The organism is Hymenobacter segetis (assembly GCF_038448715.1).
GTDB classification, from domain to species: Bacteria; Bacteroidota; Bacteroidia; order Cytophagales; family Hymenobacteraceae; genus Hymenobacter; species Hymenobacter segetis.
Genome location: NZ_JBCEVZ010000020.1, coordinates 57,104 through 81,054, shown reverse-complemented (window position 1 = coordinate 81,054; position 23,951 = coordinate 57,104). Strand labels below are relative to the sequence as shown.

Annotated in this window: 18 protein-coding genes and 3 tRNA genes; 6 read left to right on the top strand and 15 right to left on the bottom strand. The window is 61.0% G+C overall.

Annotation, left to right across the window (positions count from 1 at the left end):
- Window positions 1-895, top strand: an 895-nt coding sequence (locus tag AAFH49_RS10445) for a hypothetical protein (protein WP_342297905.1), incomplete at its 5' end; no start/stop codon positions are given.
- A 75-nt stretch (window positions 896-970) separates the two neighbouring features.
- On the opposite strand, the gene AAFH49_RS10440 is transcribed toward AAFH49_RS10445, so the two are convergent.
- Together AAFH49_RS10440 and AAFH49_RS10435 are read right to left on the bottom strand one after the other, a co-directional pair.
- Window positions 971-1,954: a pyruvate dehydrogenase complex E1 component subunit beta gene (locus AAFH49_RS10440; RefSeq protein WP_342297904.1), complete on the bottom strand. Its 984-nt coding sequence runs from the start codon at window positions 1,952-1,954 to the stop codon at window positions 971-973.
- An 83-nt stretch (window positions 1,955-2,037) separates the two neighbouring features.
- Window positions 2,038-3,846: a tetratricopeptide repeat protein gene (locus tag AAFH49_RS10435; RefSeq protein ID WP_342297903.1), complete on the bottom strand. Its 1,809-nt coding sequence runs from the start codon at window positions 3,844-3,846 to the stop codon at window positions 2,038-2,040.
- 162 nt (window positions 3,847-4,008) lie between these two features.
- Between AAFH49_RS10435 and AAFH49_RS10430 the strand changes: the two genes are divergently transcribed.
- Entirely contained in the window at window positions 4,009-4,227 is a 219-nt protein-coding gene (locus AAFH49_RS10430) for a PspC domain-containing protein (protein ID WP_046242767.1), read from the top strand.
- Window positions 4,228-4,445: 218 nt separating this feature from the next.
- Here the strand turns inward: AAFH49_RS10430 and AAFH49_RS10425 are convergent, their stop codons facing one another.
- From AAFH49_RS10425 to AAFH49_RS10365, 13 genes are all read right to left on the bottom strand, one after another.
- Window positions 4,446-5,498, bottom strand: a complete 1,053-nt coding sequence (locus tag AAFH49_RS10425; RefSeq protein ID WP_342297899.1) for a glycosyltransferase family 2 protein — start codon at window positions 5,496-5,498, stop codon at window positions 4,446-4,448.
- On the bottom strand, window positions 5,488-5,826 hold the full coding sequence (locus AAFH49_RS10420; protein WP_198070429.1) for a YbaB/EbfC family nucleoid-associated protein: 339 nt from the start codon (window positions 5,824-5,826) through the stop codon (window positions 5,488-5,490). Before AAFH49_RS10420 ends, AAFH49_RS10425 begins: the two co-directional genes overlap by 11 nt.
- A gap of 120 nt (window positions 5,827-5,946) precedes the next feature.
- Entirely contained in the window at window positions 5,947-7,593 is a 1,647-nt protein-coding gene (locus AAFH49_RS10415; protein ID WP_342297898.1) for a T9SS type B sorting domain-containing protein, read from the bottom strand.
- Window positions 7,594-8,055: 462 nt separating this feature from the next.
- Entirely contained in the window at window positions 8,056-9,549 is a 1,494-nt protein-coding gene (hutH, locus tag AAFH49_RS10410; RefSeq protein ID WP_342297897.1) for a histidine ammonia-lyase, read from the bottom strand.
- Window positions 9,550-9,779: 230 nt separating this feature from the next.
- Entirely contained in the window at window positions 9,780-11,213 is a 1,434-nt protein-coding gene (hisS, locus tag AAFH49_RS10405; RefSeq protein ID WP_342297896.1) for a histidine--tRNA ligase, read from the bottom strand.
- A 255-nt stretch (window positions 11,214-11,468) separates the two neighbouring features.
- On the bottom strand, window positions 11,469-11,834 hold the full coding sequence (locus tag AAFH49_RS10400) for a hypothetical protein (protein WP_342297894.1): 366 nt from the start codon (window positions 11,832-11,834) through the stop codon (window positions 11,469-11,471).
- Complete coding sequence (locus tag AAFH49_RS10395) at window positions 11,806-12,228, bottom strand: hypothetical protein (protein ID WP_342297892.1); 423 nt, start codon at window positions 12,226-12,228, stop codon at window positions 11,806-11,808. Before AAFH49_RS10395 ends, AAFH49_RS10400 begins: the two co-directional genes overlap by 29 nt.
- A gap of 40 nt (window positions 12,229-12,268) precedes the next feature.
- Window positions 12,269-13,120, bottom strand: coding sequence for a hypothetical protein (locus tag AAFH49_RS10390; RefSeq protein WP_342297890.1), 852 nt, complete (start codon window positions 13,118-13,120; stop codon window positions 12,269-12,271).
- Between the two features lie 236 nt (window positions 13,121-13,356).
- Entirely contained in the window at window positions 13,357-15,897 is a 2,541-nt protein-coding gene (locus AAFH49_RS10385; protein ID WP_342297888.1) for a TonB-dependent receptor domain-containing protein, read from the bottom strand.
- 557 nt (window positions 15,898-16,454) lie between these two features.
- Complete coding sequence (locus AAFH49_RS10380) at window positions 16,455-17,903, bottom strand: toxin-antitoxin system YwqK family antitoxin (protein WP_342297886.1); 1,449 nt, start codon at window positions 17,901-17,903, stop codon at window positions 16,455-16,457.
- 120 nt (window positions 17,904-18,023) lie between these two features.
- On the bottom strand, window positions 18,024-19,208 hold the full coding sequence (locus tag AAFH49_RS10375; RefSeq protein ID WP_342297884.1) for an acetyl-CoA C-acyltransferase: 1,185 nt from the start codon (window positions 19,206-19,208) through the stop codon (window positions 18,024-18,026).
- A 148-nt stretch (window positions 19,209-19,356) separates the two neighbouring features.
- Window positions 19,357-20,364, bottom strand: coding sequence for a hypothetical protein (locus tag AAFH49_RS10370; protein ID WP_342297882.1), 1,008 nt, complete (start codon window positions 20,362-20,364; stop codon window positions 19,357-19,359).
- Window positions 20,361-21,341: a VWA domain-containing protein gene (locus tag AAFH49_RS10365; protein WP_342297880.1), complete on the bottom strand. Its 981-nt coding sequence runs from the start codon at window positions 21,339-21,341 to the stop codon at window positions 20,361-20,363. The genes AAFH49_RS10370 and AAFH49_RS10365 overlap by 4 nt, the downstream gene beginning before the upstream one ends.
- A 229-nt stretch (window positions 21,342-21,570) precedes the next feature.
- Between AAFH49_RS10365 and AAFH49_RS10360 the strand changes: the two genes are divergently transcribed.
- The 4 genes from AAFH49_RS10360 (at window position 21,571) to AAFH49_RS10345 (ending at window position 23,745) form a co-directional block, all read left to right on the top strand.
- Window positions 21,571-21,658 (top strand) — tRNA-Ser (locus AAFH49_RS10360).
- A gap of 79 nt (window positions 21,659-21,737) precedes the next feature.
- Window positions 21,738-21,811, top strand: a tRNA-Pro gene (locus AAFH49_RS10355).
- Between the two features lie 19 nt (window positions 21,812-21,830).
- A tRNA-Arg gene (locus AAFH49_RS10350) sits at window positions 21,831-21,904 on the top strand.
- Window positions 21,905-22,197: 293 nt separating this feature from the next.
- A complete protein-coding gene (locus tag AAFH49_RS10345) occupies window positions 22,198-23,745 on the top strand; it encodes a T9SS type A sorting domain-containing protein (protein ID WP_342297878.1) in 1,548 nt (515 codons plus the stop codon).
- Window positions 23,746-23,951: the final 206 nt, after the last annotated feature.

Genomic DNA, 23,951 nt, shown 5'->3' with positions numbered 1-23,951 from the left:
AGTAGCCGGCTTGATGCTGGCGGCGGCCATTAATATCCGGCCCATTTACCTGGCCAGTGCGCCGGGCATGCTATGGCTGTTGCTGCGAAAGTCTCAGCCGGGCTCCGGCTCCCGCCCGGTACTCTGGCGGCGTGGGGTGGGGCTGGCGGTCGGGCTGACACTGCTGTGGCTGCCGCAGCTGCTCATCAACCTGCGGCATTTTCAAACCCCGACCCCGCTGGTGCTAGCCCGGCTGCCCGGCACCGCGCCGCTCTATTTGATGCAGCTGACTTGGGGTACCGCTTTCCAACGCTACGAATCTAGTCTGGTGCCGGAAATTCCCCGTTCGCTGGTTTACGCCGATTCCGCCGGGCAGTATGCCCTGCTAGGTGAGCCCGGCCACCGATTTAACAGCTACGGACAGTACGTGCAGTTTGCGCTGCACCAGCCGGTTGCCAGCAGCGGGCGCTACCTCCGCCACCTGTTCAACGGCTTGGATATTCGCTTCCCAACGCCCTATCCCCGGCAGCTACACCCGCCGGGGCAGGCGTCGTTGCGGCTGCTGAACTATGCGCTGCTGGGCTTAGGCACATGGCTGGCTTTATCCACATGGCTGAAAAACCGCCGGGCGACGTGGAAGCCCGTGGCAGTGGGCACGCTTCTGGCATTGCTACTGCCGTGCCTGCTGGTGCTGCCCACGCTCATGGAGTGCCGGTTTCTGCTGCCGCTGCATCTGCTGGTGCTCACGGTGGTTGCGGGTACGTGGCAGCCGGGTGCATGGTGGCTTGGGTCCGGCACTCCTGTGCGTCGGATTGCCTTTACTGTGGTTGCCGTCGGCTGGCTATGGGGCTGCTGGCAATTATCCGAAGCCACCGCCGGGCAACTGCGCCCGCCGAGTGAGGCACCGCAGGAATAATAGCCTCTCGCATCAACATTAAAAAGGCCCCGTCAGCTTTCGCTAACGGGGCCTTTCAATTATCATAATTCAGTCTTACACCTTGGCGTAGGTCACTTCCTTCACGGCCTTCACCACGCGGGCCACGTTGGGCAGCGAGGCTTCGATGAGGGTGGGGGCGTAGGGCAGGGGCACGTCGGCGCAGGTGATGCGGATGACGGGCGCGTCGAGATAATCGAAGGCGCGGCGCTGCACGATGTAGGCCAGCTCGCCCGAGATGCTGGCCAGCGGCCAGGCCTCTTCGATAACCACCATGCGGTTAGTTTTCTTCACCGAGGTGATGAGCGTGTCGTAGTCAATCGGGCGCACCGAGCGCAGGTCGATTACTTCGGCTTCGATGCCTTCTTTGAGCAATTCGTCAGCGGCAGCGTAGGCGATTTTCATCATTTTGCCGAAGCTCACGAGCGTGACGTGCTTGCCCTGGCGCACGATGTTGGCTTTGCCGATTTCGAGCAGGTACTCTTCTTCGGGCACTTCGCCCTTGTCGCCGTACATCAGCTCCGACTCCATGAAAATCACCGGGTCGGGGTCGCGGATGGCTGATTTCAGCAGGCCCTTGGCATCGTAGGGGTTCGAGGGAATCACTACTTTCAGGCCGGGGGTGTTGGCAAACCAGTTCTCGAAGTTCTGCGAGTGCTGGCTGCTGAGCATGCCGGCATTGCCTGTGGGGCCACGGAACACGATGGGGCAGGAGTACTGTCCGCCCGACATCGAATAGAGCTTGGCGGCCGAGTTAATTACCTGGTCGATAGCCACCAACGAGAAATTGAAGGTCATGAACTCGATGATGGGAATCAGCCCGTTAGCAGCCGCGCCTACGCCGATGCCGGCAAAGCCCAGCTCGGCAATCGGGGTGTCAATCACGCGCTCAGGGCCGAACTCGTCGAGCATGCCCTGGCTTACTTTGTAGGCGCCGTTGTACTCGGCCACTTCTTCGCCCATGAGGAACACCCGCGGGTCGCGGCGCATTTCCTCGGACAGGGCCTCGCGCAAGGCCTCACGGAATTGAATTTGACGCATGGTTTTCTTTAGGGTAAAGCCGGTTTTCAGCCGTTTGGCAAAGCTACGACAGGCACGGGCGTTGGGCCAAAGCTAATTGGCGCTTACTTGAGGGCATCGCGAAATACCTTGCCCTGCGCGTAATCCTGAAACTCCAGGTCCTCCACGGCGCGCTGGGCGTAGGCACGGTCGAGGGCCACGGCCTGCTTGAGGAAGGTGCCCACGGCGGCTTCGTTTTTCTGGCGGGCGGCTACTACGGCAAAGCCATAAATGGGCGCGGCGGCCGTGGGGCGCAGGGTTTGGGCCAGCTGGTACTGTTCCTTGGCCAGCTCGTAGTGCTCGCGGCCTACTTCGATGAGGGCGCGATTGAGGGCGTTCTGGTAGCTGGGACCGGCGTATTGCAGGCTGCGCAGCGCCTCGTCGGGTTGGCCGACTTCGATTTCCAGCGCGGCGCGGTCGGAGAAAATTTTGCGCAGCAGCGGGCGCGGGCCGCCCAGCTTGATGGCGTAGTCGTAGTTCTGGAGGGCTTCGAGGCGGTCGCCGGCGCGGTGGTAGGCGGTGGCGGCGTGGTAGAAGAACTCGGCCGTGGGGTTGCGATGGGCGGCCAGCGTGAAGTTGACGGCCGCGCGGCGGTAGTAGGCCTTCTGGATTTTATCGGTGGGCTCTTTTTCGGCGCGCATCAGCAGCACCACACCCAGGTTGTGGAAGGCTTCCCAGCTGTTGGTATTGGCGGCTGAGACTTCGTAGATGCGTTGTTTTTCAGCTAATAAAGGCGTGAGGGTAGCGGAATAGCGCAGCTCCTCGGGGGTGAGGGCATCGGTTTCGATTTGTTTCTCGACAATCTTTTTTGAGAGCAGATACACTTCCGAATCGTAGCGCTTGGGGGCGGTGTAGGTGACGGCCACGGTGCCGAAACGCAGCACGGGGTAGATATACTGCTCGATGTAATCGAAGGAAGAAAGCCGGTGCAGGGCCTTTTCCTTCTGCTCGAAAGTGCCCTTGGTGTCGTTGATTAGGGTGACGACGGAGTCAATCTGGTCGGCTTTCAGGGCCGAGGTCGTGACTTTTTGCAGGAAGGTGTCCCACTTGCGCACGTAGGCCAGTGTGTCGTAGCGAATTTCCTCGTTCTTATTGAGATAAGAGAAGTTTTTCACGCGCTGCTTGTAGTAGTAGAGCAGCATCCGAACGCGTTTACTGGCCAGCAAGCGGTTGTGGGCGTCGGTGGAGTCGGGCGAGTGGCCCGCGATGATGAGCACCTGCCGGGTGTGCTGGTTGGCGTCAATCAGGTCTTCGAGGGCGGCCACGTTAGTGCCCAGGTAGCCCCGGATAAACCACTTGTCCTCATCGAAGAAGAAGGGCAGGACGCGGGTGCCGCTCATGTTGTTGCTGGCGCGCTCGGGCAGTAGCGCCAGGGCAGTGTCTTCGCGCACCACCAGGCGGGCGGGGTCGGCAATGCCGCGGGCCACGCGCACGTCGGCGGGGGCGCGGAGGATTTTGCCGTTCTTTTTCAGCTCGCGCACCTGGGCGTGGGCCAGCAGCTCACCGGGATTGCGGCCGGGCGTGTTGGGCAGGGTAAATTTTTGAGTGGCGAGGAGTTGGCCCTTGTGCTCGTCGTCGTACACGAAGTTGCCCGACGTGAAGGTGATGCGGCCGAGGGTGTCTTCGCGCAGGCCGTGCTCGTAGCGGTAGCGCAGCAGCAGCTCGTAGGCCACGCCTTTGTGCAGGTGTTGGGCGGGCACGCGGGCTTCCACGGCGAAGGGAACGGCCTCGCCCGAGGCCGTGAGCACGGCGGGGCGGGCCACCACGGTGCGCCCGGCTTCGGCCTGCTTCAGCACCCGGGGCAGGGTGCAGGCCGAGAAAAATACGGTGGCTGCCAGCAGCCCGTGGGCCACTGGCCGCAAATAATTACGCATTAAAACACCTGAGGTGGGAAAACAAAAACCGCCCTTTCTAACGTAGAAGCCCCAAAATTAGTCGGCTTCCGAGGGGCGAAATTACACCGGGCGGGTTGCCCTTGCCTGGTGAGTGCCTTATCTTAGCCCAGAGAAACTGTTTTTGGCCAGCCCTTATTTCCCATGAAACGCTTCACCGACTACCTCGAAACGCAGTCCTTTGGCCTGTGCTCGGCCCTGGCGCAGAAGTGGGGCTTCAGCACCCGCAGCGTCCGGCTGTCGTTCGTGTATGCCTCGTTTTTCACGTTTGGCTCGCCCATCGTGCTTTATTTCGCTGGGGCGTTTTGGATGAATGTGCGGCGCGCCATGCGCCAGCAGCGCAGCACCGTTTGGGATTTGTAAATGGCATCTGTCATTGCGAGTGGAGCGCAGCGGAACGCGGCAATCTGTCCTCTCTTGGCAACAAGCTTTAATTATGTGAAAAGCCCCGGCTCTGGATTAGAGTCGGGGCTTTTTTATGTCGGGGCTTTTTTATAAGGTTCGTCACATCTCAGGGCTAGTCGCATCGGGAGGACGGATTGCCGCGTTCCGCTGCGCTCTACTCGCAATGACAGACTTCTTTATTTCAGCCCTAACTCGCTGAACTTGCGCTTGCCTTTTCCAAAATACGCCCACACCAAGCTGCCATCATACACCCCAGCGCGGTCTCGCACCCGCAGGTGCGGCCGGGCGGCCCGACGCTTCTTCTGCCAGTAGCCAAAGCTGCCATAGAAGCTGAAATGCGCCCGTAGCACGGCCCAGAAATTCCCCAATTGCCCGCTCAGTAAAAATCGCAAGCCCGCCACGCCATCTAGGACGAGGCGCTGGAACATGGGGCCGTACAACTCGCCGGGCGCGGCGTTTTTGTAAAGCAAAGCCAAGCCGTTGCGGAAGTTCAAATACGTTTTGCGGGGGTTGGTTTTGTGCAGAGTGCCGCCGCCGACGTGCTGCACAGCGCTGCCACCGTGGTACCAGACTTCGTGGCCGGCATTCTGCAGCCGCCAGCAGAAGTCGATTTCCTCCATGTGCGCAAAAAAGGCCGGTTCTAGTCCGCCAAGGGCTTGCCAAGCAGTGCGCCGCACCATGAGGCAGGCCCCGGTAGCCCAAGCCACGGGGCGTGGGTCGTCATACTGGCCGAGGTCTTTTTCGAGGGTGTCGAAGAGGCGACCGCGGCAGAAGGGGTAGGCTAAGCGGTCGAGGTAGCCGCCGCCGGCTCCCGCGTACTCAAATGACGTAGGGTCGATTTGGGACAGGATTTTGGGCTGCACGGCGGCAATGCGCGGGTTGGCTTCGAGCAGGCCGCGCAACGGGCGCAGCCAGCCCAGCGTGACTTCTACATCGGAATTCAGCAGCACGAAAAACGGGCTGTCGACTTGCGCTAATGCCTGGTTGTAGCCTTCGCAGAAGCCCCAGTTGCGGTCGAGCAAGAGTAGCTCCACGGTCGGAAAGTCTCGGGCCAGCAGCTCCACCGAGTTGTCGGTGGAGGCGTTATCGGCCACGATTACGCGCGCGCCGTCGGCGTGGGCGACCACGCCGGGGAGGAAGCGGTGCAGGAATTTCGCGCCGTTCCAGTTCAGGATGACGATGGCCACGTCGGCGCAGGCGCCGGCCGGGGCCGCAGTGTTAGGCCCCAAAACCGCTCAAATCGAGGCCGGGTACGTTGGGCATCAGGCCGCTGGTTTTGCGCTGGAGCTCCTGGCGGGCCAGTTCGGCGGCTTCGTCGAGGGCCTTGTTCACGGCGGCTACCACGAGGTCAGCCAGCATGTCACGGTCCTGCGGGGTGAGGAGGGTTTCGTCGATTTCGAGCTTGAGGATTTTGCGGTGGCCGTTGGCCGTGGCGCGCACCATGCCGCCGCCGGCTTCGCCCGTGGCGGTGATGTGCTGGATTTCCTGCTGGGCCTGCTGCATCTTGTCTTGCAGCTCTTTCACTTTGCCCATCATGCCGGTGATGTCGAATGCCATATTGCTAGTTGTCAGTTATTAGTTGTCCGTTGTCAGTGAACAGGAAGAAGGCCAAAAAGGATGCCTCACAGCGTCGGTATTGACTGAAATTCCCCGCAAAGGTGGCGGTGGGGCGTGGTTTTATTTCAGAATGGTAACCGAGCCCGTGGCTGAGAATGGCTGGCCGTCCTCGTTATTCTGCTGAAAGCGCCACACATACGCGCCCAGCACCGGGGCGTGGCCTCTGATGGTGCCGTCCCAGGTTTCGCTGCGCTGGGTACCGCGAAAAACCTCCTGACCGTTGCGGTCCACCACCACGAAGGTGTAGTTGTTCAGGTACTTGCCCTTTACTTCGAGTACGTCGTTCAGGCCGTCGCCATTGGGCGTGAAGGCGGTGGGAATGGTGAGCGTTAGCTGCCGCGTGAGGCTGGCCAGGTTGGAATAGCTGAACGTGCCGGTCGGCAAACCTGCCCCACTGATTTGCAGGCGGTAGCGCAGCACCTGGCGGTCGGTGGGCGGGGTGAGGTCGGTATACGTATTGCCCGTCATGGCTACGGTGCTCAGTATGGAGCCATCGGCGGCGAGACGCTGGAGGGTGTAGGTGGCCGGAATAGCGGGGTCGGGGCCGGTGAAGGCCGTCCAGGTGAGGGCGGTGGTGCTGCCGTCGGCATCGGCGGCGCTGGCCGAGAGGATGGCCGGGCAGGTGGCCGGGCTGGCGGGCGAGATGTTGCCGCAGAAATCCACGAGGCGCACCGAGTAGCAGGGCGGGCTGGCTTTGAGGGTAGCCAGGTCGGTGGAATCGCGGGGCGCACGTAGCGAGGCGACGGGTTTGCCGAAATCGGTCGGTGCGCCGCTGCCAGCCGTACGGCTGTAGTGCAGTGAACTGCCAGCGGGCAGGGTGGGCGTGGCCAGCGTCGGCGTCAGCACCACCACATTATTAAGGTTGAAGCTGGCCACCAGGCGGGGCTGTGGCGGCGGCAGTTTTGATACCGTGCGGATGGCAAAGGGATTGGAAATAGCCACCCCGCCGCCCGGCTGCGTGGCCGTTACCACATAGGTGTAGCGGATGCCGCATTGCACGTCGGCATCCTCGAAGCCATCGCCTGTGCGGGTGAGTGTGTTGATGGCCGTGCCGTTGCGGGTGACGGTGTAGGCGGTGCCGGGGCGGAAGCCGTTGGCATCGTCCAGCACCAGCTGGTTGAGGTTGCTGGCCGATGCGCCGGTTAGGCTCAGCGTGCCGATTTCGAACGAGGCGTCCGGGCTGCCGCCGCAATAGTCGGCGCGGGCAATGCGGTAGCGGCCTTTCACCGTGCCGGGCACAGGGAAGGGGGGGCTGCCCGGCGGCACGTTCACGTGGGGCACCACGTCCTGAAAGCCGGTGCCGGTTTCAACCTGCAGGGTGTAGCGGTAGCCGGCCGGCAGGTTGCCCACGGCCAGCGTGGCCGTGCCGCTGGGCAGTGGGGCACTGAGCGTGAGGCTGGTGAGAGTTGGTTTTACGGCCGGAGCCAATGTGCCTACGGGCTGGGTGGCGGTTCGTTCGCACACGTTATTATCCTTGTAACGGCCCGTGACGGTGACGGAAGTAGCGCCCATTAAGGGCACAAACAGCGGCTGGTTATACGCAATGGGCTGGCTCGTGCCCGTGCCAGCCTGCACCTCATATCTGTTGTAAGTAGAATCGGTGACGGTGACCAAGGCCGCGCCGCCGGGGCAGGGCGCTACCGTGAAGACGGGCAGCGGGGTATCGTAAACCTTGAAGTTGCGGATGTAATACGTGTCTTTTCCCACTTCATTTGCCAGTTCCGAAACTGTAACCGGCCCGGCTGCCGTGGGCGTGTAGGTATAGGGCAGATAATTGGTTGGAAAGCAACGCGGATTTGCGTTGATGTATGTCGCATCTGTTCCTGGCAGGACGCCATAGCTTAGCTTGTCTAACGGAATATTGCGGCCGGGGCATTGTTCAAACCGAACTGGCCTTCCCACGCAAAATGCATCAACATAGCTGTTGCTAATTATATCGACGGCCCGAAACGTGCAACTCAACTGAACCTGGTTGGGGCGGGCACAGGGGTTCGTCTGTGCCTGGGCCAAGGTGCTCCAAAGGCAAAGAAGAAAAAAGCAGCGGTTCACCAACTTCATAAGCTGTACTCGTAACAAGACGTGCGGCATTGCTTGGGCCGCATGAACTCCTGACCGCAAACCTTATCAAAAGGTGCCGCAATCGGTGGCATTACGCCGAAACAGCCCGCTTTATTGCCAGTCAAACTTACGGACGAAGGCGGCGGCTTTGTGCAAATCCGGGTACAGTACCCGGTCGCGCACCACGAATTTTACTTCCTGCCCGAAGGCTTCCACTACGCGCTCCAGCGCCTCGGAGGTGCGGCCGGGGCGGCGGAAGGCCAGCGCCTGTACGGCCGTAAGCAGTTCGATGCCCAGCACCTGCTCCACGTTTTCGATGACGCGGCGGGCCTTGGTGGCGGCGTTGGCACCCATGCTCACGTGGTCTTCCTGGCCGTTGCTGCTCACGATGCTGTCGACCGAGGCGGGGGTGCAAAGCTGCTTGTTCTGGCTCACGATGCCGGCGGCGGTGTACTGCGGAATCATCAGGCCGGAGTTCAGGCCGGGCTCGGCCACCAAGTAAGTAGGCAGGCCGCGCTGGCCGGAAATGAGCTGGTAGGTGCGGCGCTCCGAGATGCTGCCCAGCTCGGCCATGGCAATGGCGAGGTGGTCGAGGGCCAGGGCCAGGGGCTGGCCGTGGAAGTTGCCGCCGCTCAGAATCAGGTCTTCGTCGGGGAAGATGTTGGGGTTGTCGGTGACGGAGTTGCACTCGGTTTCGACCACCTGGGCCACGTAGGCCAGGGCATCGCGTGAGGCCCCGTGCACCTGCGGCTGGCAGCGGAAGGAGTAGGGGTCCTGCACGGCCAGGCGGGGCTGGGTTTGCAGCTCGGAGCCGGCCAGCAGCTCGCGCAGGCGCTTGGCCACCAGCACCTGCCCCGCGTGGGGCCGGATGCGGTGCAGGTTCTCATTAAATGGATGCGTGCAGCCGCCAAACGCTTCGGTGGAAAGTGCCCCGATGACATCGGCCGCGGCCGCCAGGCGCTGGGCGCGTAGCACGCCATCCACAGCGTAGGCCAGCATAAACTGGGTGCCGTTGAGCAGGGCCAGGCCTTCCTTGGCTTGCAGGGTCAGTGGCTCCCAGCTGAAGAGGCTCATGGCGTCTTCGGCGCTGAGGCGGTAGCCCTGGTAATTGACTTCGCCCAACCCTAAAAGTGGCAGGCAGAGGTGGGCCAGCGGGGCCAAATCGCCGGAGGCTCCGAGACTGCCCTGCTCGTACACCACGGGCAGCATTTCGCGGTTGTACATGGCCACAAGGCGCTCGGCGGTAGTCACCTGCACGCCGCTGTGGCCGTAGCTCAGGCTCTGGGCCTTGAGGAAAAGCATGAGGCGTACAAGGTTTTGCGGAACTTCGGCCCCGGTGCCGCAGGCGTGCGACATCATCAAATTTACCTGCAATTGGGTGCGCTCCTGGGGGGCAATGCCCACATTATACAAGGAGCCGAAGCCGGTATTGATGCCGTAAATCGGCTGGTCGTCGTGGGCCAGACGCTCGTGGAGGTAGGTGTGGCAGGCGGCAATCTGGGCCTTAGCGTCGGTGCCGAGCTCGACGGGGCGGCTGTCGGCCAGCAGGGCAGCCAGCGCGGCCAGGGTGAGGGGCTGCGCGGGCGAAATGGTGTGGGTGGGCATTAAAAAGGGGCGGGTGGTGAAGTTGGGGGCAACAAAGAACGAAAAAAACTCCCCTCCTTACCAAGGAGGGGATGTTCGAGCCAACGGCTCGGACGGGGGTGGTTGTGGCGTTGAATGCTATTGGAACGAACTGCCAACGGCGCGCAAGCCCTAACCACCCCCGTTTCAGCTTCGCTGAAACATCCCCTCCTTGGTAAGGAGGGGAGTTTGTTGTTCAATACAATTCCTGATTACTCCACCGTCAGCGCCGCCACTACTTCGCCCAGCGGCAGCACGCGCTCCACGCCGGAGGCCATGATTTTCACCTTGGCCACGCCGGCCGCGATTTCCTCCGGGCCGAGCACGATGACCAGCGGAATGCCCTTGGCATCGGCGTACTTGAACTGCTTTTGCAGCTTGCTCACGTCGGGGTATAACTCGCTGGGGATGCCGGCGGCGCGCAGTTGCGCCAGCAGCGGCAGGGCGGCCCGGCCGCTGGCCACGTCGAAGTGCGTGATGAGGCAGCGGGTGGGAGTCTCAGCCGTCATCGTGAACAAATCCAGCGCCTCTAGGCAGTCGTACAGCCGGTCCACGCCAAACGAGAAGCCCACGCCCGACACGCCCGGCAGCCCGAAGGAGCCGGTGAGGTTGTCGTAGCGCCCGCCGCCGCTCACGCTGCCCATCTGCACGTTGTTGATTTTGACTTCGAAAATGCAGCCCGTGTAGTAGGAGAGGCCCCGCGCCAGGGTGGGGTCGAATTCGAGCCGGTCGAACTGCCGGAAACCGGAGGCCACCAGCAGGTCGCGCACCTCGGCCAGTTCCGTCAGGCCCCGGTAGCTGGCGGTTATTTCATCGGTTGCGGCCGAGTCTTCGGCCGCCGTGGGGCGAGTGCCGTCGGGCTCCACGCCAGCCGTCACGAAGCCGGCCAGCAGGCGCTGGAGCTTCTCCTCGTAGCTGCCATCCACCCCGAGCAGGGCAAACAGCGTGTCAATGGTCGGCTCGGTAAAGCCGCGTTCCAGCAGCTCCTTGGTCACGCCGTCGCGCCCGATTTTATCGAGCTTATCAATCGCCACGAACAAATCCGTCTCCCGTCCTTCGCCGCCCAGCGCCTGGTGAATGTTGCGCAGCACGCCCCGGTGGTTGATTTTGATGGTGAAATCGTGCAGGCCGAGGCCGTCCAGCACCTGGGCCATCATGAGCACGATTTCGGCTTCGCAGAGCAGCGAGTCGGTGCCCACCACGTCGGCATCGCACTGGTAAAACTCGCGGTAGCGGCCGCGCTGGGGACGGTCGGCGCGCCACACGGGCTGCATCTGGTAGCGCTTGAAGGGGAAGGTGAGGGTGCCCCGGTTCATGGCCACGTAGCGGGCGAAGGGCACGGTGAGGTCGTAGCGCAGGCCTTTTTCGGCCACTTTGGGCAGCAGGGCTTTCGAGCCGGTAGCCAAATCTTCAGCCGTCACGTCCTTGGCAAAATCGCCGGAGTTCAGCACCTTGAACAGGAGCTGGTCGCCCTCGTCGCCGTACTTGCCGGTGAGGACGGAGAGGTTTTCCAGCGTCGGCGTTTCGAGCGGCGCAAAGCCAAACGACTCGAACGTGCGGCGGATAACGTTGAAAATGTGTTGGCGGCGCGCCACCTGCGCGGGGCCAAAGTCGCGGGTGCCCTTGGGAATACTCGGTTTTTGCATAACGGGGCAAAGGTAGTTGGGCCCCGCCGATGGCCCACGGATGGCGCGGGCCTGCGGCCCGTGCCGACTATTGGCAGGCTTCCAGCCTGCAATCGTTGAACAAAACCCAAACGGCGCGGGCACCCGCGGGCCTGGAGGCCCGCCAATAGCCGGCACGGGCCGCAGGCCCGCGCCATCCGTTTCCTCACCCAGTACAAAAAAGCCGCTTCCCTCGCAGCGGAGGAAAGCGGCTTACGTAATGCCAACCTAGTTCTTTTATGCCTTGGCTACTTTCGCGGCCCGTACGGGCTTCTTGCGCTCGCTCTCGCGGATGCCACCGCACTGCTCGTACTCGCTGCTGTCTTTGGTCAATTTCTGGCCCACGCCCGTGAGCAAGGCACTCGATTTCTTGGCCAGCACTTTTTCCGACGCGTCCAGGGTATTCTTGAGCGCGTCGAGGGTTCTGCGGGCCTCGTTGTAGTTGCTGAGGTTGGTTTTCACGGTGTCCATCTGTTCCTGATAGGATTTCATGGTGTGGCCGTTGCCCAAATCGAGCTTGCCGTCGGGGTCGATGGCTTTGAGGCCATTCATGCGTTTGGTCGCGGCGGCCAGCTCAGCCGATTCGCGTTGGATAGAAGCCATGTTGTGGAAATTTTGGTAAAGAAGTAGATGAAGAATTCGTGCCTGATTGGCCCGGCCAAACTACGGGAAATAATTGAATTTCAGGCGTGAAATCAGCCGTATTGCGTGTGGAAATATTCGATGCCAGTGCCGGAGAAGAAATTGCCGAATCCGAGAAAGACTTAACTAGTACCAGCAACTCTTTTACCAACGCTGAATAAGACTTGACCAGCATTAGTAAAGGCTTTTCCGGTAGTAGAAAAGACTTATTCAAGGCTGGCAAAGCCTTTACTGACAGTGAAAAACCTTTAACCAATGCTGGATAAGTCTTTTCCACTACCAGAAAAGCCTTTACTAATGCTGAAATAAAAGTTAGTAGCTCACCGGAAGAAGCAAAAAGCCGCTCCAGATGCACTGGAACGGCTTTGCGGTGTCTCCTTGGGCTGCGGGGTGACTTAGAAGCGCTTCACGCCAAGGACTTTGAGTACCGTGTAATGCAATTGAGGATTGCCAAAACTGCCTTGGAACGTGGTATCAGTACGTAGCCGAATGCTTAAATAGTCATTGGGCCTCACGTCGACAAGGCCCTGATGGAATTCCTCTAGCCACGCCGTATCGGCCATTTTTGCGGGAATAGTGTGGTTTTTCAATACCAACTCCCACATGGCTTCGCCCATAAAATCGGGCCGTTTGATTCTAACCAGATACTCGTTTTCGGACGTTTCAGTATTCGTCGCAAGCAAAGCCCGGAGGTTCGAGGTATCAAAGTTGGGATTGATGCGGGCATTTCCGAATTGCGAACGGTAGTCGGCGTAATCGTTAGAACGTAGGAGCGCGGCGGCCCGAACAATGTCCTCAATCAATCCCACAAGTTTGATGGATGGAATCTGGCCCGGCACCATTAAGGGGTTGAATGTTTCGGTGGGAGCCATCGATTCTAGAGAGATGCGCAGGTTTTCGATTTCCTGTGCGTCGGTAAAGCTCTCTTTCCCTTCCAATAGCTTTAATAGGTTATACTTCGCTTTTAGCAAAAAATGGCCGACCAGTTTTTTCCAGTCGAAGTTCTTGATAGCTTCGTCGGGGATGCCGCGCAATAAAATAGCCAGCTTTGACCGGATGGAACCTGCTTCTACATCGTCCAGAATCAACTCGGCGTGCAGCTCGGGAAGAATAGATTGCGCTAGTAATTCATCGAATTTGGTAAAGGCAGTCACCAAATCTGCAATGGCCTTAAACACCCGTTGCGGGGTTTGGCTTTGCCGCTCAAACTGGACATACAATTCAAATTCAGCGACGACTACTTCCATTTTATAAATGCTGAGTAATTCCTGAAATCACACCCTTCATCTCAGTGATAATGGTGCAACGCATTATACAATGAGCCGCGAAGTAACGGAGCTTATTATGTAATAAACTGCGGCATTTATTTTAATATCATTCAAAACACAAAACCCCGCCGCCGGAGAACCGACGACGGGGTTTTTCGCAGAAAGAAGAAGGTGAGAAAAGCGGGGTGGCAATGGGTGGTAAAAGGAGGTTAACCTCAGCCGCCGAAGCCGCCACCGCCCTGGGGCGCGGCCTCGATGCGGCCCGGCTTGGCCTTGCTGGCCCCGATGTACCAGGTGAAGCCCAGCCAGCCCACGCGGGTTTCGTCCTTGCTGTAGCGGGTGCTGCTCAGGGCATCGGTGGCGATTTCGGTGCGGTACACGTTGGTGTTGAAGAGGTCGGAAACGCGCAGGGTGAGGGCGGCGCGGTCGGAGAAGAGGCGCTGGCGCAGGGCCAAATCGACCTGCCCCCAGGCCAGCTGCCGGCCCTGGGCCGTGAGCGAGGCCGAGCGCACGTTGCCGCTCAGCTGCATTTCCAGGGTGGGGCGGATGGTGAAGTTGTTGGCGAGGCGGGCGCTGCCCACCAAGGCCGTGCGGTTGTTGGCGATGCCGTTGCCGGCAATCTGGGCGCGGTAGAGGCTGGTGCTGGCAGTCACGCGCCACCACTTGGCCAGGGGCTGGTTGAGGCTGAACTCGGCCCCGAGGTTGGTGGTGGTACCCAGGTTGTCGTAGGTTTCGGCGGTCACGAGGCCCGCGCCGGCCCCGGCCAGGCGGGTAGCCGTGGTGTCGATGAAGCGCAGGCGCTGGATGGAATTGGTGGTGATGCGGGCAAACAAGGTGCTGGTGATGGTGGCCTGCCCGATGGTGAGCTGGTGACCCAGCTCAATGTTGTTGCTGAACTCGGCCTGCAAGCGCGGGTTGCCGAGGCGGTAGCTGCGCGGGTCCTGGTAGATGGCCAGCGGCAGCTGCTGCATGAAGTTGGGGCGGTTGAGGCGGCGGGCGTAGCTCAGCTGCAGGCGGTTCTGGCCGGCTTCCTTGCCAAAGTCCCGGCTGATGAGGGCCGACGGGAAGAAGCTGAGGTAGTCCTGGCTGAGGCTGCCGCGCTGGGCAATGCCCTCGCCGCCCTGGATGGAGCCGGACAGGTAAGTGTATTCGGAGCGCAGGCCGGCCTGGGCGTTCCACTTCTTGCCGAAGCTGTGCTGGGCGGTCACGTAAGCGGCGGGCACCACCTGCTGCGAGGTGTAGGTGAGCGAGCGGGTAGGGTCGTTGCGGAAGTCGTCGGGGCGGGCTTCGCTGGTGGCATAGCCGAAGCTGTTGCTGCCGTCGTTGGCCTGGCGCTCTACTTTAGCCCCCATTTCGAGGCGGCCTTTGCCGTCGGCCAGGGGGTGGGTGTAGTCCACCTGCCCGTACTGCACGTTGGCCAGCAGCTCCAGCAGCTGCCGGGTGCCGGGCTGCGGCACGCCCACCGAGCCGGCTTCGGCGTACTGCCGCTGCACCACCGGCACGTTGGCGTCAATCACCACGCCGCCGAAGTTGGCGCTCAGCTCGCGGCCCTTGTGGGCTTCCCAGGTGCGGCGGTAGTTGCTGTTGAAGTTCAGGACTTTCACTTTCACGTCGAGGTCCTGCCGGCCCCGGGCGCGCTGCACGGCGTCGGCGTTGGTTTGCTGGCCCAGCTCCTGGCTTTCGCCTTCGATGTTGCGCTCGGTGCTGCCGTTCACGCTCAGGCCCAGGGTCTGGCTTTTGGGCAATTCCAGGTCCACGCCGGCCCGTAGCGAGTGGTTGCGGTGGATTTCGTCGCCCACGCTTACCTGCGTGGTGCGCACGGTTTCGCCGGGGCCCAGCAGGGCGGTTTGCTCGGCGTGGCCGTGGCTGCCGTAGGTCACGTCGCGGCCGTCGTAGCCGGCGGTCCAGGTGGCTTTGCCCACCTTGCGGCTCAGGCTGAGGTTGCCGCTGTATTTGTCGGCGGTGCCCAGGTTGATGGCGGCCGTGCCATTGGTGCCGGTCTTGGTTTCTTTCTTGGTGATGAGGTTGATAACCCCGCCGCCGCCGGCCGCGTCGTACTTGGCCGAGGGGTTGGTAATCACCTCAATCTGGGCAATGCGCGAGGCCGGAATCTGGTCGAGGCGCTGGCCGCCGCCACCGCCGCCGTTGCTCACGCCCGCCGGCTTGCCATCAATGAGGATGGTGATGTTGGAAGTGCCGCGCATCGAAACCGTGCCGTTCACGTCCACGCTCACCGAGGGCACATTCTGGAGCACGTTGGCCGCCGTGCCGCCCACGCTGCCCAGGTCCTTCTCCACGTTGATGACGCGCTTGCCCAGCTCTTCCACCACGGCCGCTTTCTGGCCCGTCACCACCACTTCACTCAGCTTGGTAGCCTTGGCCGCGCTCATCTTCAGGCCCGATAATTCGACCGAAGGCGCGGCAGCTGTAAGGGTAAAGCGGCGGCGCAGCACGCCGTAGTTCAAGTCCTGCACCCGCAGCAAGTAAGTGCCCAGCGGCAGCGCAGCCGCTTTAAAAGTGCCCTGCTCCGTGGTCTGGGCCACCGCCACAAAGGTGGAATCGGCCGAGCGCAGCAGCAGCACATCGGAGAAGGGCACGGCCTGGCCGGAGCCAGCCTCCACCAGGCTGCCGCTCACGCGGCCGGGGCCAGCGGTTTGGGCCATAGCCGCCCCAATGGGCAGGAACATCATCGTAGCCGAAGCGAGCAGCAGGCGGCCAAAGCAGAAACCAGTGAGTGGCGTGAAAAAGGTTTTCATGGTGCAGCGAAAAAGATGAGGTCGGGCGAGGGGCGGCTCAGGTCCGGCAGCGGCCGCGGTTCCGCTGGGGAGGTGAGGGGTCCGGGGCCCGAATCCCCGGTGAGTGAGAAGCCGCGCCGGGTAGCGGGCCGTCTTTGGTACGCGCTGACGGCAGCTACTGGGCGTTGTATGGAACAAATGTAAAGCAGGTACTTTGTAACGCAAGGTACTGGTTAAATAAATTTCTGTTAAGCAAAGCTTTTGAGATTGTTACCAGTTGAAATTCAGATTATAAGCGCCAGAAAAATAATTTTGGCGTAGGGGCCTCGGAAGGCGTGGCGGAGGAATGGGGTTCGAAGCGTTAGATGCCGGGTTGCATCCGGCGGTTGCCTGAGTTATTTAAAATCGACTCAAGAGCAAAAAAAAAGCCCCGCCTAACAGGGCGGGGCTTTCAGTGCAACAGTAAAATGCACGTCATGCAGAGCGCAGCGAAGCATCTTTACTGCGCAACTAATTGATTTTACTATTGAGGTAAAGATGCTTCGCTACGCTCTGCATGACCCTCTTGTATCCAAACACTACTTCCGTTTCAGCGGGGGCCGGGGCTTGGCTTTGGGCTGTTTGATGGGGTCGGTGACCTGCTGGCCGTTGCGGTAGGTCACGGTGCGGTCCACGGTGGTGCCATCTTCCTTGTAATAAGTCCACACGCCGCTTTGGCGGCTGTTGCGGTACAGGCCGTTCACGGCCACCGTTCCATTCTCGCGGTATTCTTTAAACGGCCCCTGAATCTGGCTGCGCACGTAGGTGGTTTCCTTGCGCAGCTTGCCCGAGGCAAAGTATTCCTGCCCCACACCGCCCAGAAAGCCGTTCAGATACGTCTGCTTGGTCTGCACCTGGCCATTCTCGAAATAAGTAATCCGGTCGCCCACCAGGCGGCCGCTGGGGCCGTAGGTTTCCTGTTTGCGCACGGCCTTGCCGTCGGGGTAATAGTCGCGCCAGGTGCCGGCGGGGCGGTTGTTCTTGTACTGCTCTTCGGCCTGCACCACGGCGGGCGCGGCGTCCTGGTAGCGCGTGATTTTGCGGTCGCGGCCGTTGTTGCTATAGTCGGTTTCCTCGTGCAGGTGGCCGTTTTCAAAGTATTCCAGGCCATGGCCCGTGGGGATGCCGTTGCGGTACGTCAGCTTGCTCTTGATTTGGCCACTCTCGTAGTAGCTGGTGGCGGGGCCGTCGAGGTTGCTGGTGCCAGTGGGCGGGGCCACGCGCTTGGTCAGGTCGTCGCCAAGCTGGTTTTTCACGGGGCGCTGCACCAGCGGAGCGGGTGCGTAGGTGCTCTCCGTCTGGAGCTTGCCGCTCTGGTAGTAGCTGCGGTAGCGGCCCCGGCCGTTCTTATCGGCCAGCACTTCCACCTCAATCTGCCCGTTCGGATAATACGTTTTGTAGGGACCCGACAGCAGCCCGCGCGTGAAGCTGCCCTCGCTCTGCACCGCGCCGTTGGGGTAGTAGAATTTCACCGCGCCGTTGGGCTGGCCGTTCTCATAGTTCACCTCGGCCTGGGTTTTGCCGTCAGGGTACACGGCTTTCAGCGGCCCGTTGGGCTGGCCCTTCACCAAAGTGGTTTTCAGGCGGATGGAACCATCGGGATGGTAATAGGTCAAGTCGCCGTTGGGCTCATCGTCCACAAAAAAGCCGGCCTGCGCCACTTTCCCATCATCATAGTAGGTTTTGAAAGGCCCCTGCCGGACGCCATCCTGATAAGTAGCCTCCAGCCGCCGCGTGCCGCTGGGATGAAACTCCACGTAGGCCGAATCGCGCTTGCCCTGCCGGAAGCTGGTCTGCTGCTCCAGTTTGCCGTTGCGGTAAAAACGCTTGTAGCTGCCCTGCGGCACAGTATCGGCCGCCACCAAGGCCGTATAAACCTCGCGCTTGGTCGTTTTCAGCGAGTCGTAGTAGGTGATGAATCGTTTCAGCCGCTGCCCATGCGAGGGGAGGGCCAGCAGCAACAAACAAAAAGGCAACAAATATTTCATAGGCGAAAGAACGCAGGAATTGCTATTTCCGTGCGGAAGGGCTTCTTGCTAAAATTCGGGCCAAAAAAAGCCCCGCCGGTTTCAAACGGCGGGGCTTTCGGAATTTAATTATCGAAAAGGCTACAGCGCCTCCACCACAATGGCGCTGGCACCGCCACCACCGTTGCAGATGCCCGTGACTCCAATTTTGCCGCCCTCGTTCTTGAGCACGTTCATCAGCGTGGTCACGATGCGCGCGCCCGAAGCTCCCAGCGGGTGGCCCAGGCTCACGGCTCCGCCGTACTTGTTCACCTTGCCGCCGTCCAGGTTCAGCAGCTTATTGTTGGCTAGACTCACCACCGAGAAAGCCTCGTTGATTTCGTAGAAATCCACGTCAGCGGCCGTCTTACCGGCGTTTTTCAGTGCCTTCGGAATAGCCAGCGAGGGCGAAGTGGTGAACCACTCCGGAGCCTGCTCAGCATCGGCGAAGCCCAGAATGCGGCCGATGGGCGTGAGGCCCAGCGCGTCGGCTTTCTCGCGGCTCATCAGCAGCACGGCGGCCGCGCCGTCGTTCAGCGTCGAGGCGTTGGCGGCCGTCACGGTGCCGCCTTCTTTAATGAAAGCGGGTTTCAGGGTGGGGAATTTGGCGAAATCTGCTTTCAGGTATTCCTCATCATCCTCAATCACCGTGGTTTTGCCGCGGCTCTCGATGGTGACGGGCACAATTTCGTCTTTCTTTTTGCCGGCCTTAGCAGCGGCGGCGCTGCGGGTGTAGCTCTCGATGGCGAAGGCATCCTGCTGCTCGCGGGTAATTCCCATTTCCTTGGCCGTGTGCTCGGCCGCGTTGCCCATGGCGTAGTCGTTGTACGGGTCCCACAGGCCGTCGCGTACCAGGCCGTCAATCATCTGGCCGTGACCATATTTCGCACCGAAACGAGCCTTGTCGAGGTAGTAGGGCACGTTGCTCATGCTCTCCATGCCGCCGGCCAGCACCACGTCCGACTGTCCCAGCATGATGCTCTGGGCGGCCATCATAATGGCTTTCGAGCCCGAAGCGCACACTTTGTTCACGGTCGTGCATTCCACGGAGTCGGGTAGGCCGGCTTTCTTGGCGGCCTGGCGGGCCGGAGCCTGGCCCAAATTGGCCGAAATCACGTTGCCCATAATCACCTGGTTTACCTCCGAGCCGGCCACGCCGGCCTTGTCGAGCGCGCCCTTGAGTGCAATAGCGCCCAACTCAGTAGCCGACAGCGAAGCGAGGGACCCGCCAAATGAGCCAATCGGCGTGCGAACGGCCGAGATGATGACAACTTCTTTAATCTGCATAATCAGGAAAATGAAAGGGTTGGGGTGGGATGGTGAATCAGGCCGCAAAAGTACGGATTTCAAACGCACCGGCCGGCAGTTTGCCTAACAGTCGTTAGCCGTGGCGAGTTGCGATGATGAATGACTTCCCAGAATAACGATATAAAACCTACCACGTCGGTTTATCGGGGTCGGGCTTCTGCATAGTCGGCCGCGTAAGCTGCTGCAAATACTGCTGCTCCTGCGCCCGCAGCGTTTCCAGCAGCTGTCGGGCCTGGGCCGGACTCAGGTTCATGGCTTGCAGGCGCTCGCGCTGGGTTTGCAGGCTGAGGTCGGCAGCCGTAGCGGCATCTGTGCCGGGTCGGTTGCTCCTGCCGCCCGCTGCCGAGCCGGCCGTAGCACTGTTGCGGTCCAGACCGCGCTGGGTGCCGGGTGCGTTGCCGCTGGCCACGGGCTGCGCCGGTCCGGTGCCGGGAGTCCGGCCACCATTGGCGGCGTTGCCGGGGCTTACGGCAGGACGTTGGTTATCCGGCTGGCCCGCCGCGTCGGGTCGGCTGGACTGGGGCGCGGTCGGGGAGGGCGGGGCCGTCTTGTTATCATCGACTTCGCCCTTGCGGTCAGTGCCCGCCTTTTCACCCGGCTTATTTTTCTCCATTGATTTCTTATCGTTCGAGTCTTTGGGCTTGCCAGGAGCTGGCGCTTTGGACGGGGCCGAAATCTGCGGGCTGTTGGGCCGGCGGGCCAGGTAGTCGCTCACGGCTTCAAAGTCGAACCGCGCCCCAGCATTAGTAGGGTCGAGCAGCAGCGCCTGCCGCAGCAGGCTCAGCGCCTGCGCCAACTCGCCCCGCTGCGCCGCCAGCACAGCCAGCTGTTGCCGCGCAATGCTGCCCAGCCGCGCCGGTGTGCCCGCCAGCAAGCGCCCATAAGTAGCCTGCGCGGCCTCTGGCTGGTTGGCCAGCACCTGCGCATGAGCCAGATTAAGCACTAGGCGCGGGTCCGGGCTTTTCTGGCGTTGGGCCGCCAGCGCCGCCGCAAAAGCCCGGGCCGCCCGCGAGGCATTACCCCGGGTGTACGCGGCCGTCGCGTCGGCCACGGCCACGTTGCGGTCGCGCACGCCCGTCAGCAGGTGCCACGCCGGGCCGCCCAGCATTAGCAGTAGTAGCACCGCGTATTTCATGGCCGGATAACGGTGATGGTGAGCGCCACATCCAGCGCCAGCAGCAGCAGCGCCGCCGCCAGCGGGTAGCGGTAACGGTTATCGGCCACAGCCACGGTGCGTACCTGCTCGGCAGTGCCCTGCATGGCCCGTAGCGAGCGCAGCAACGGCCCAAACCCGTTCTGCTGGTTGGTCAACTCCACGTATTGCCCGCCGGTTTGGGCCGCCAGCTGCAGCAGCGGAGCTTCGCGCAGACGGGTTTGCACGGCCCGGCCCTTTCCATCTACCACAAAGCTGCCGTTGGCCTTCGGAATTTTGGACCCCACCGCCGTGCCCACCCCAACTGTATATATCCGCGCCCCGGTGCGGCCCAGGGCGCGCAGCGTGGGCTCCAGGTTTTCGCCAAAGTCCTCGCCATCACTCACCACCACCAGAGCCGTGGCGCGGGGTGGGGCAGGGCTGCCGGTACTGGGGGCCACCGTCAGGCGGCTCAACAGCAATTCCAGCGGCGCTTGCAGCGTGGTGGGGCCGGCCGGCAGCAGGCTGGTGCGCAGCGTGGCAATAAAAGTTTGCACGGCCGCTTGGTCATACGTGAGCGGGCATTGCACCACCGCCTCCGCCCCAAACACCACCAGCCCCAGCCGGTCGGCCGGGAACTGCACCACCAAGTCTTGCAATTCCGCCTGGGCGCGCAGCAGGCGGGTAGGGGCCACATCGGTAGCATCCATCGAGCGCGACACATCCACCAGCAGCCACACGTCTTTGCCGGCCGTGCGCACGGGCCGCTGGCTCACGCCCAGCGACGGCCCCAGCACGGCCGCCAGCAGCAGGCCACCCGCCACGATGCGCAGCACGGCCTTCCAGCCGCGGTGGTGCGGCCGGCTGCCCAGCAGATGCGCCAGCCGGCCGCCCCGCCGCCAGTGCCATACCAGCAGGCCCAGCATCAGGCCCAGCGCCAGCGCCGCTACTATAAAATCAGGATAAGCCCAGGTCAGCACGTTCGGTCAGAATGAGCACCAATATTACTACGCCTGGCCGGGCTACCCATTTTTTTGCATTAGTTGACAGGCGCAAATCAGCACTTCAAACGCTTGATTTAGTTAGCAGATAGGCCCGCGCGGAACCCTTCGTTTTTTAACAGCGCAGATATTTTTTTCGGCAAAAGCATGGCTCTTTCAGTTCGGCCCGTATATTTGCACCCGCTTCAGACGGAAGCGAACAACAGCCGGAGAAGTGGGTGAGTGGCTGAAACCAGTAGTTTGCTAAACTGCCGTAGCTCTAAAGGTTACCGGGGGTTCGAATCCCCCCTTCTCCACTATAATGTTGGGTTGCGAAAGCAGCTCGTTGGGGCTCCACCCAATAAGTCGTTTTCTAAACTCAACATTATTTTTTTTCGGGGTGTAGCGTAGCCCGGTATCGCGCCTGGTTTGGGACCAGGAGGTCGTAGGTTCGAATCCTGCCACCCCGACATTTTTTTGCCCCGTTTCGACCCCGTAGCTCAGCTGGATAGAGCAACTACCTTCTAAGTAGTCGGTCTTTGGTTCGAATCCAAACGGGGCCACTGTACAAGGCCCTCCCCCCGCGGGGAGGGCCTTTTGCATTTTCAGGCTGTTGCTTTCAAAACGAAGGGCTACAGTAGTGATAAGCACTCAGCAGCGTGCCTGGCAGAGCCCCACCATTCCCGGTTTTGCCGAAGCTCATCCGTTATTTTGAGGTAAAATCCACAACCCTTCTTATCTTGGAGCCCGAATAGCAACCTTGCCAGCTAATGGCCGGAGGTTGCCATTCATTTCATCACCCACCCCCGTTTGATTTTCATTTTCCCTCTTCACCCCTTTTAACATCTTAGTTGTCATGAAGAAACAGTTACTTTTCCTGGGCCTGCTGGGCTTAGCCACCCAAGCTCGCGCGCAGAGTCCCTGGACCCTGGTTAACTATCCCAACAGCAACATCCTGACCCAGTATAATATCAATGACATCCACACTCTGTCGCCAACCGTGGCTTGGGGCGTAACGTCAGATAAGGTAGCTACTGGGGCTCCGGCTGCTATTCCCAATACCTTTATTCGTACGAATAACGCGGCGGGCGATGAATTTGATTTCAACTCCGTTACGCTGACTACCGACGGGGCTGTGCCAACGGCTCACTCCGCAACGCTGGGCAATATTTCCGGGGTCAGCGACCTCATCGCCGTGGCGGCTGCTTACCCTGGCAGCACTTTTGTGCAGCCCACCAACGGCTCGCCAGCCTATGGCGGCGAAATCCGCAAGACCACTGACGGCGGCACGACCTGGCTCAACAAAACCGTTGGTAAGTTCGTTGGCGACGGCTCTTTCTGTAACTGGGTGCACATGTTCAACGCCACGACCGGCGTAGCCCTGGGCGACCCTACCGGCAAGACGGCTACTAACCCGGGCGTTTTTGAAATTTTGCGCACCGTTGACGGTGGCGAAACCTGGAACCGCCTGACGGCGGGCGTTCCCGCACCCCTGCTGGCCGAATACGGCAACGCCGGCGCCTTCTACGCTTCTACCTCCACGCCGGGTACGCTGTGGACAGGCCTGGCTTCGGCCAATAGCACCGACCAGGTGCGGGTGTTCAAAACGACTGACTTTGGCTTGACTTGGACGGCTTCGGCCATCATCCCGAACATCATCGGGTCCATCTCGCAGTTGACTTTCAAGAGCAATAACCTTGACGGCATTGCTTACGGCTACGTCATCACGGGCTCGGGCTCCAGTGCCACAGTTACCGGCATCAACTACGCCCGCACCAGCGATGGCGGCCTGACCTGGTCGCCCTTCACGCCCGTAAACACGGCTACCGGCAGCTTCTTCCGCAATGCCATCGATGCCGTTGGTAATACGTACTACAGCACCGGTCCGCGGTACCCCGTGCCCACCACCGGCCAGGTTCCCGAAGATTTCGGTTTCTCTTCCAGCACCGATGGCATCAACTGGACTAACATTACGGTTTCCGGCAGCAATCTGAACAATCCGGGCTATTTCTTCTGCATGGACCTGATTGCCGGCACCGCGCCTAACAGCGTAGTGGGCTACGGTGGCCTCTACACGGATGTGAACGGCCTGGGCGGTGTCTACAAGTATTCGCGCACGACGCTGGCCACCCGCAATGCGGCCCTGCAAAGTGCTTTGAACGTGTACCCCAACCCCAGCGCTAACGGCCAGTTCAGCATAGACCTTGGCTCGGAGCTGAAAGCTGGCGCACAACTCACCGTTTCGGACGCTTTGGGCCGTCAGGTGAAGTCGCAGACGTTGAACGCCGCCACTGTTGGCTCGCGCAAAGTCAACCTCGACCTGAGCGGCGAGAAAACCGGTGTGTATACCCTGCAAATCCGCACGGACGCCGGCCTGGCCACCCAGAAGATTGTGATTGACTAAGTAGCTAGCCTTCTTTTGAAAAGGGCCTTTCTCTGCGGAGAAAGGCCCTTTTTTTGTGCCGGTTTGCAGGCCCTGGACGGGACTGCCACGAACCCCTTTCCAGCGCACAGGAAAATGAAAAAATCCGAGGATAAATGGCGCGAAAAATACTCAAAATGGGATTAAATATGTACTTTTGAGTGTTCAGTACCTAGCCGCCCGTGGGG

Bases quoted from the DNA above. Each gene is read 5' to 3' on its own strand.
- AAFH49_RS10390 (WP_342297890.1), bottom strand. From the start codon at position 13,120: ATGGAAGTAGTCGTCGCTGAATTTGAATTGTATGTCCAGTTTGAGCGG.
- AAFH49_RS10440 (WP_342297904.1), bottom strand. From the start codon at position 1,954: ATGCGTCAAATTCAATTCCGTGAGGCCTTGCGCGAGGCCCTGTCCGAG.
- AAFH49_RS10420 (WP_198070429.1), bottom strand. From the start codon at position 5,826: ATGGCATTCGACATCACCGGCATGATGGGCAAAGTGAAAGAGCTGCAA.
- AAFH49_RS10370 (WP_342297882.1), bottom strand. From the start codon at position 20,364: ATGAAATACGCGGTGCTACTACTGCTAATGCTGGGCGGCCCGGCGTGG.
- hutH (WP_342297897.1), bottom strand. From the start codon at position 9,549: ATGCCCACCCACACCATTTCGCCCGCGCAGCCCCTCACCCTGGCCGCG.
- AAFH49_RS10385 (WP_342297888.1), bottom strand. From the start codon at position 15,897: ATGAAAACCTTTTTCACGCCACTCACTGGTTTCTGCTTTGGCCGCCTG.
- AAFH49_RS10380 (WP_342297886.1), bottom strand. From the start codon at position 17,903: ATGAAATATTTGTTGCCTTTTTGTTTGTTGCTGCTGGCCCTCCCCTCG.
- AAFH49_RS10375 (WP_342297884.1), bottom strand. From the start codon at position 19,208: ATGCAGATTAAAGAAGTTGTCATCATCTCGGCCGTTCGCACGCCGATT.
- hisS (WP_342297896.1), bottom strand. From the start codon at position 11,213: ATGCAAAAACCGAGTATTCCCAAGGGCACCCGCGACTTTGGCCCCGCG.
- AAFH49_RS10345 (WP_342297878.1), top strand. From the start codon at position 22,198: ATGAAGAAACAGTTACTTTTCCTGGGCCTGCTGGGCTTAGCCACCCAA.
- AAFH49_RS10430 (WP_046242767.1), top strand. From the start codon at position 4,009: ATGAAACGCTTCACCGACTACCTCGAAACGCAGTCCTTTGGCCTGTGC.
- AAFH49_RS10400 (WP_342297894.1), bottom strand. From the start codon at position 11,834: ATGGCTTCTATCCAACGCGAATCGGCTGAGCTGGCCGCCGCGACCAAA.
- AAFH49_RS10435 (WP_342297903.1), bottom strand. From the start codon at position 3,846: ATGCGTAATTATTTGCGGCCAGTGGCCCACGGGCTGCTGGCAGCCACC.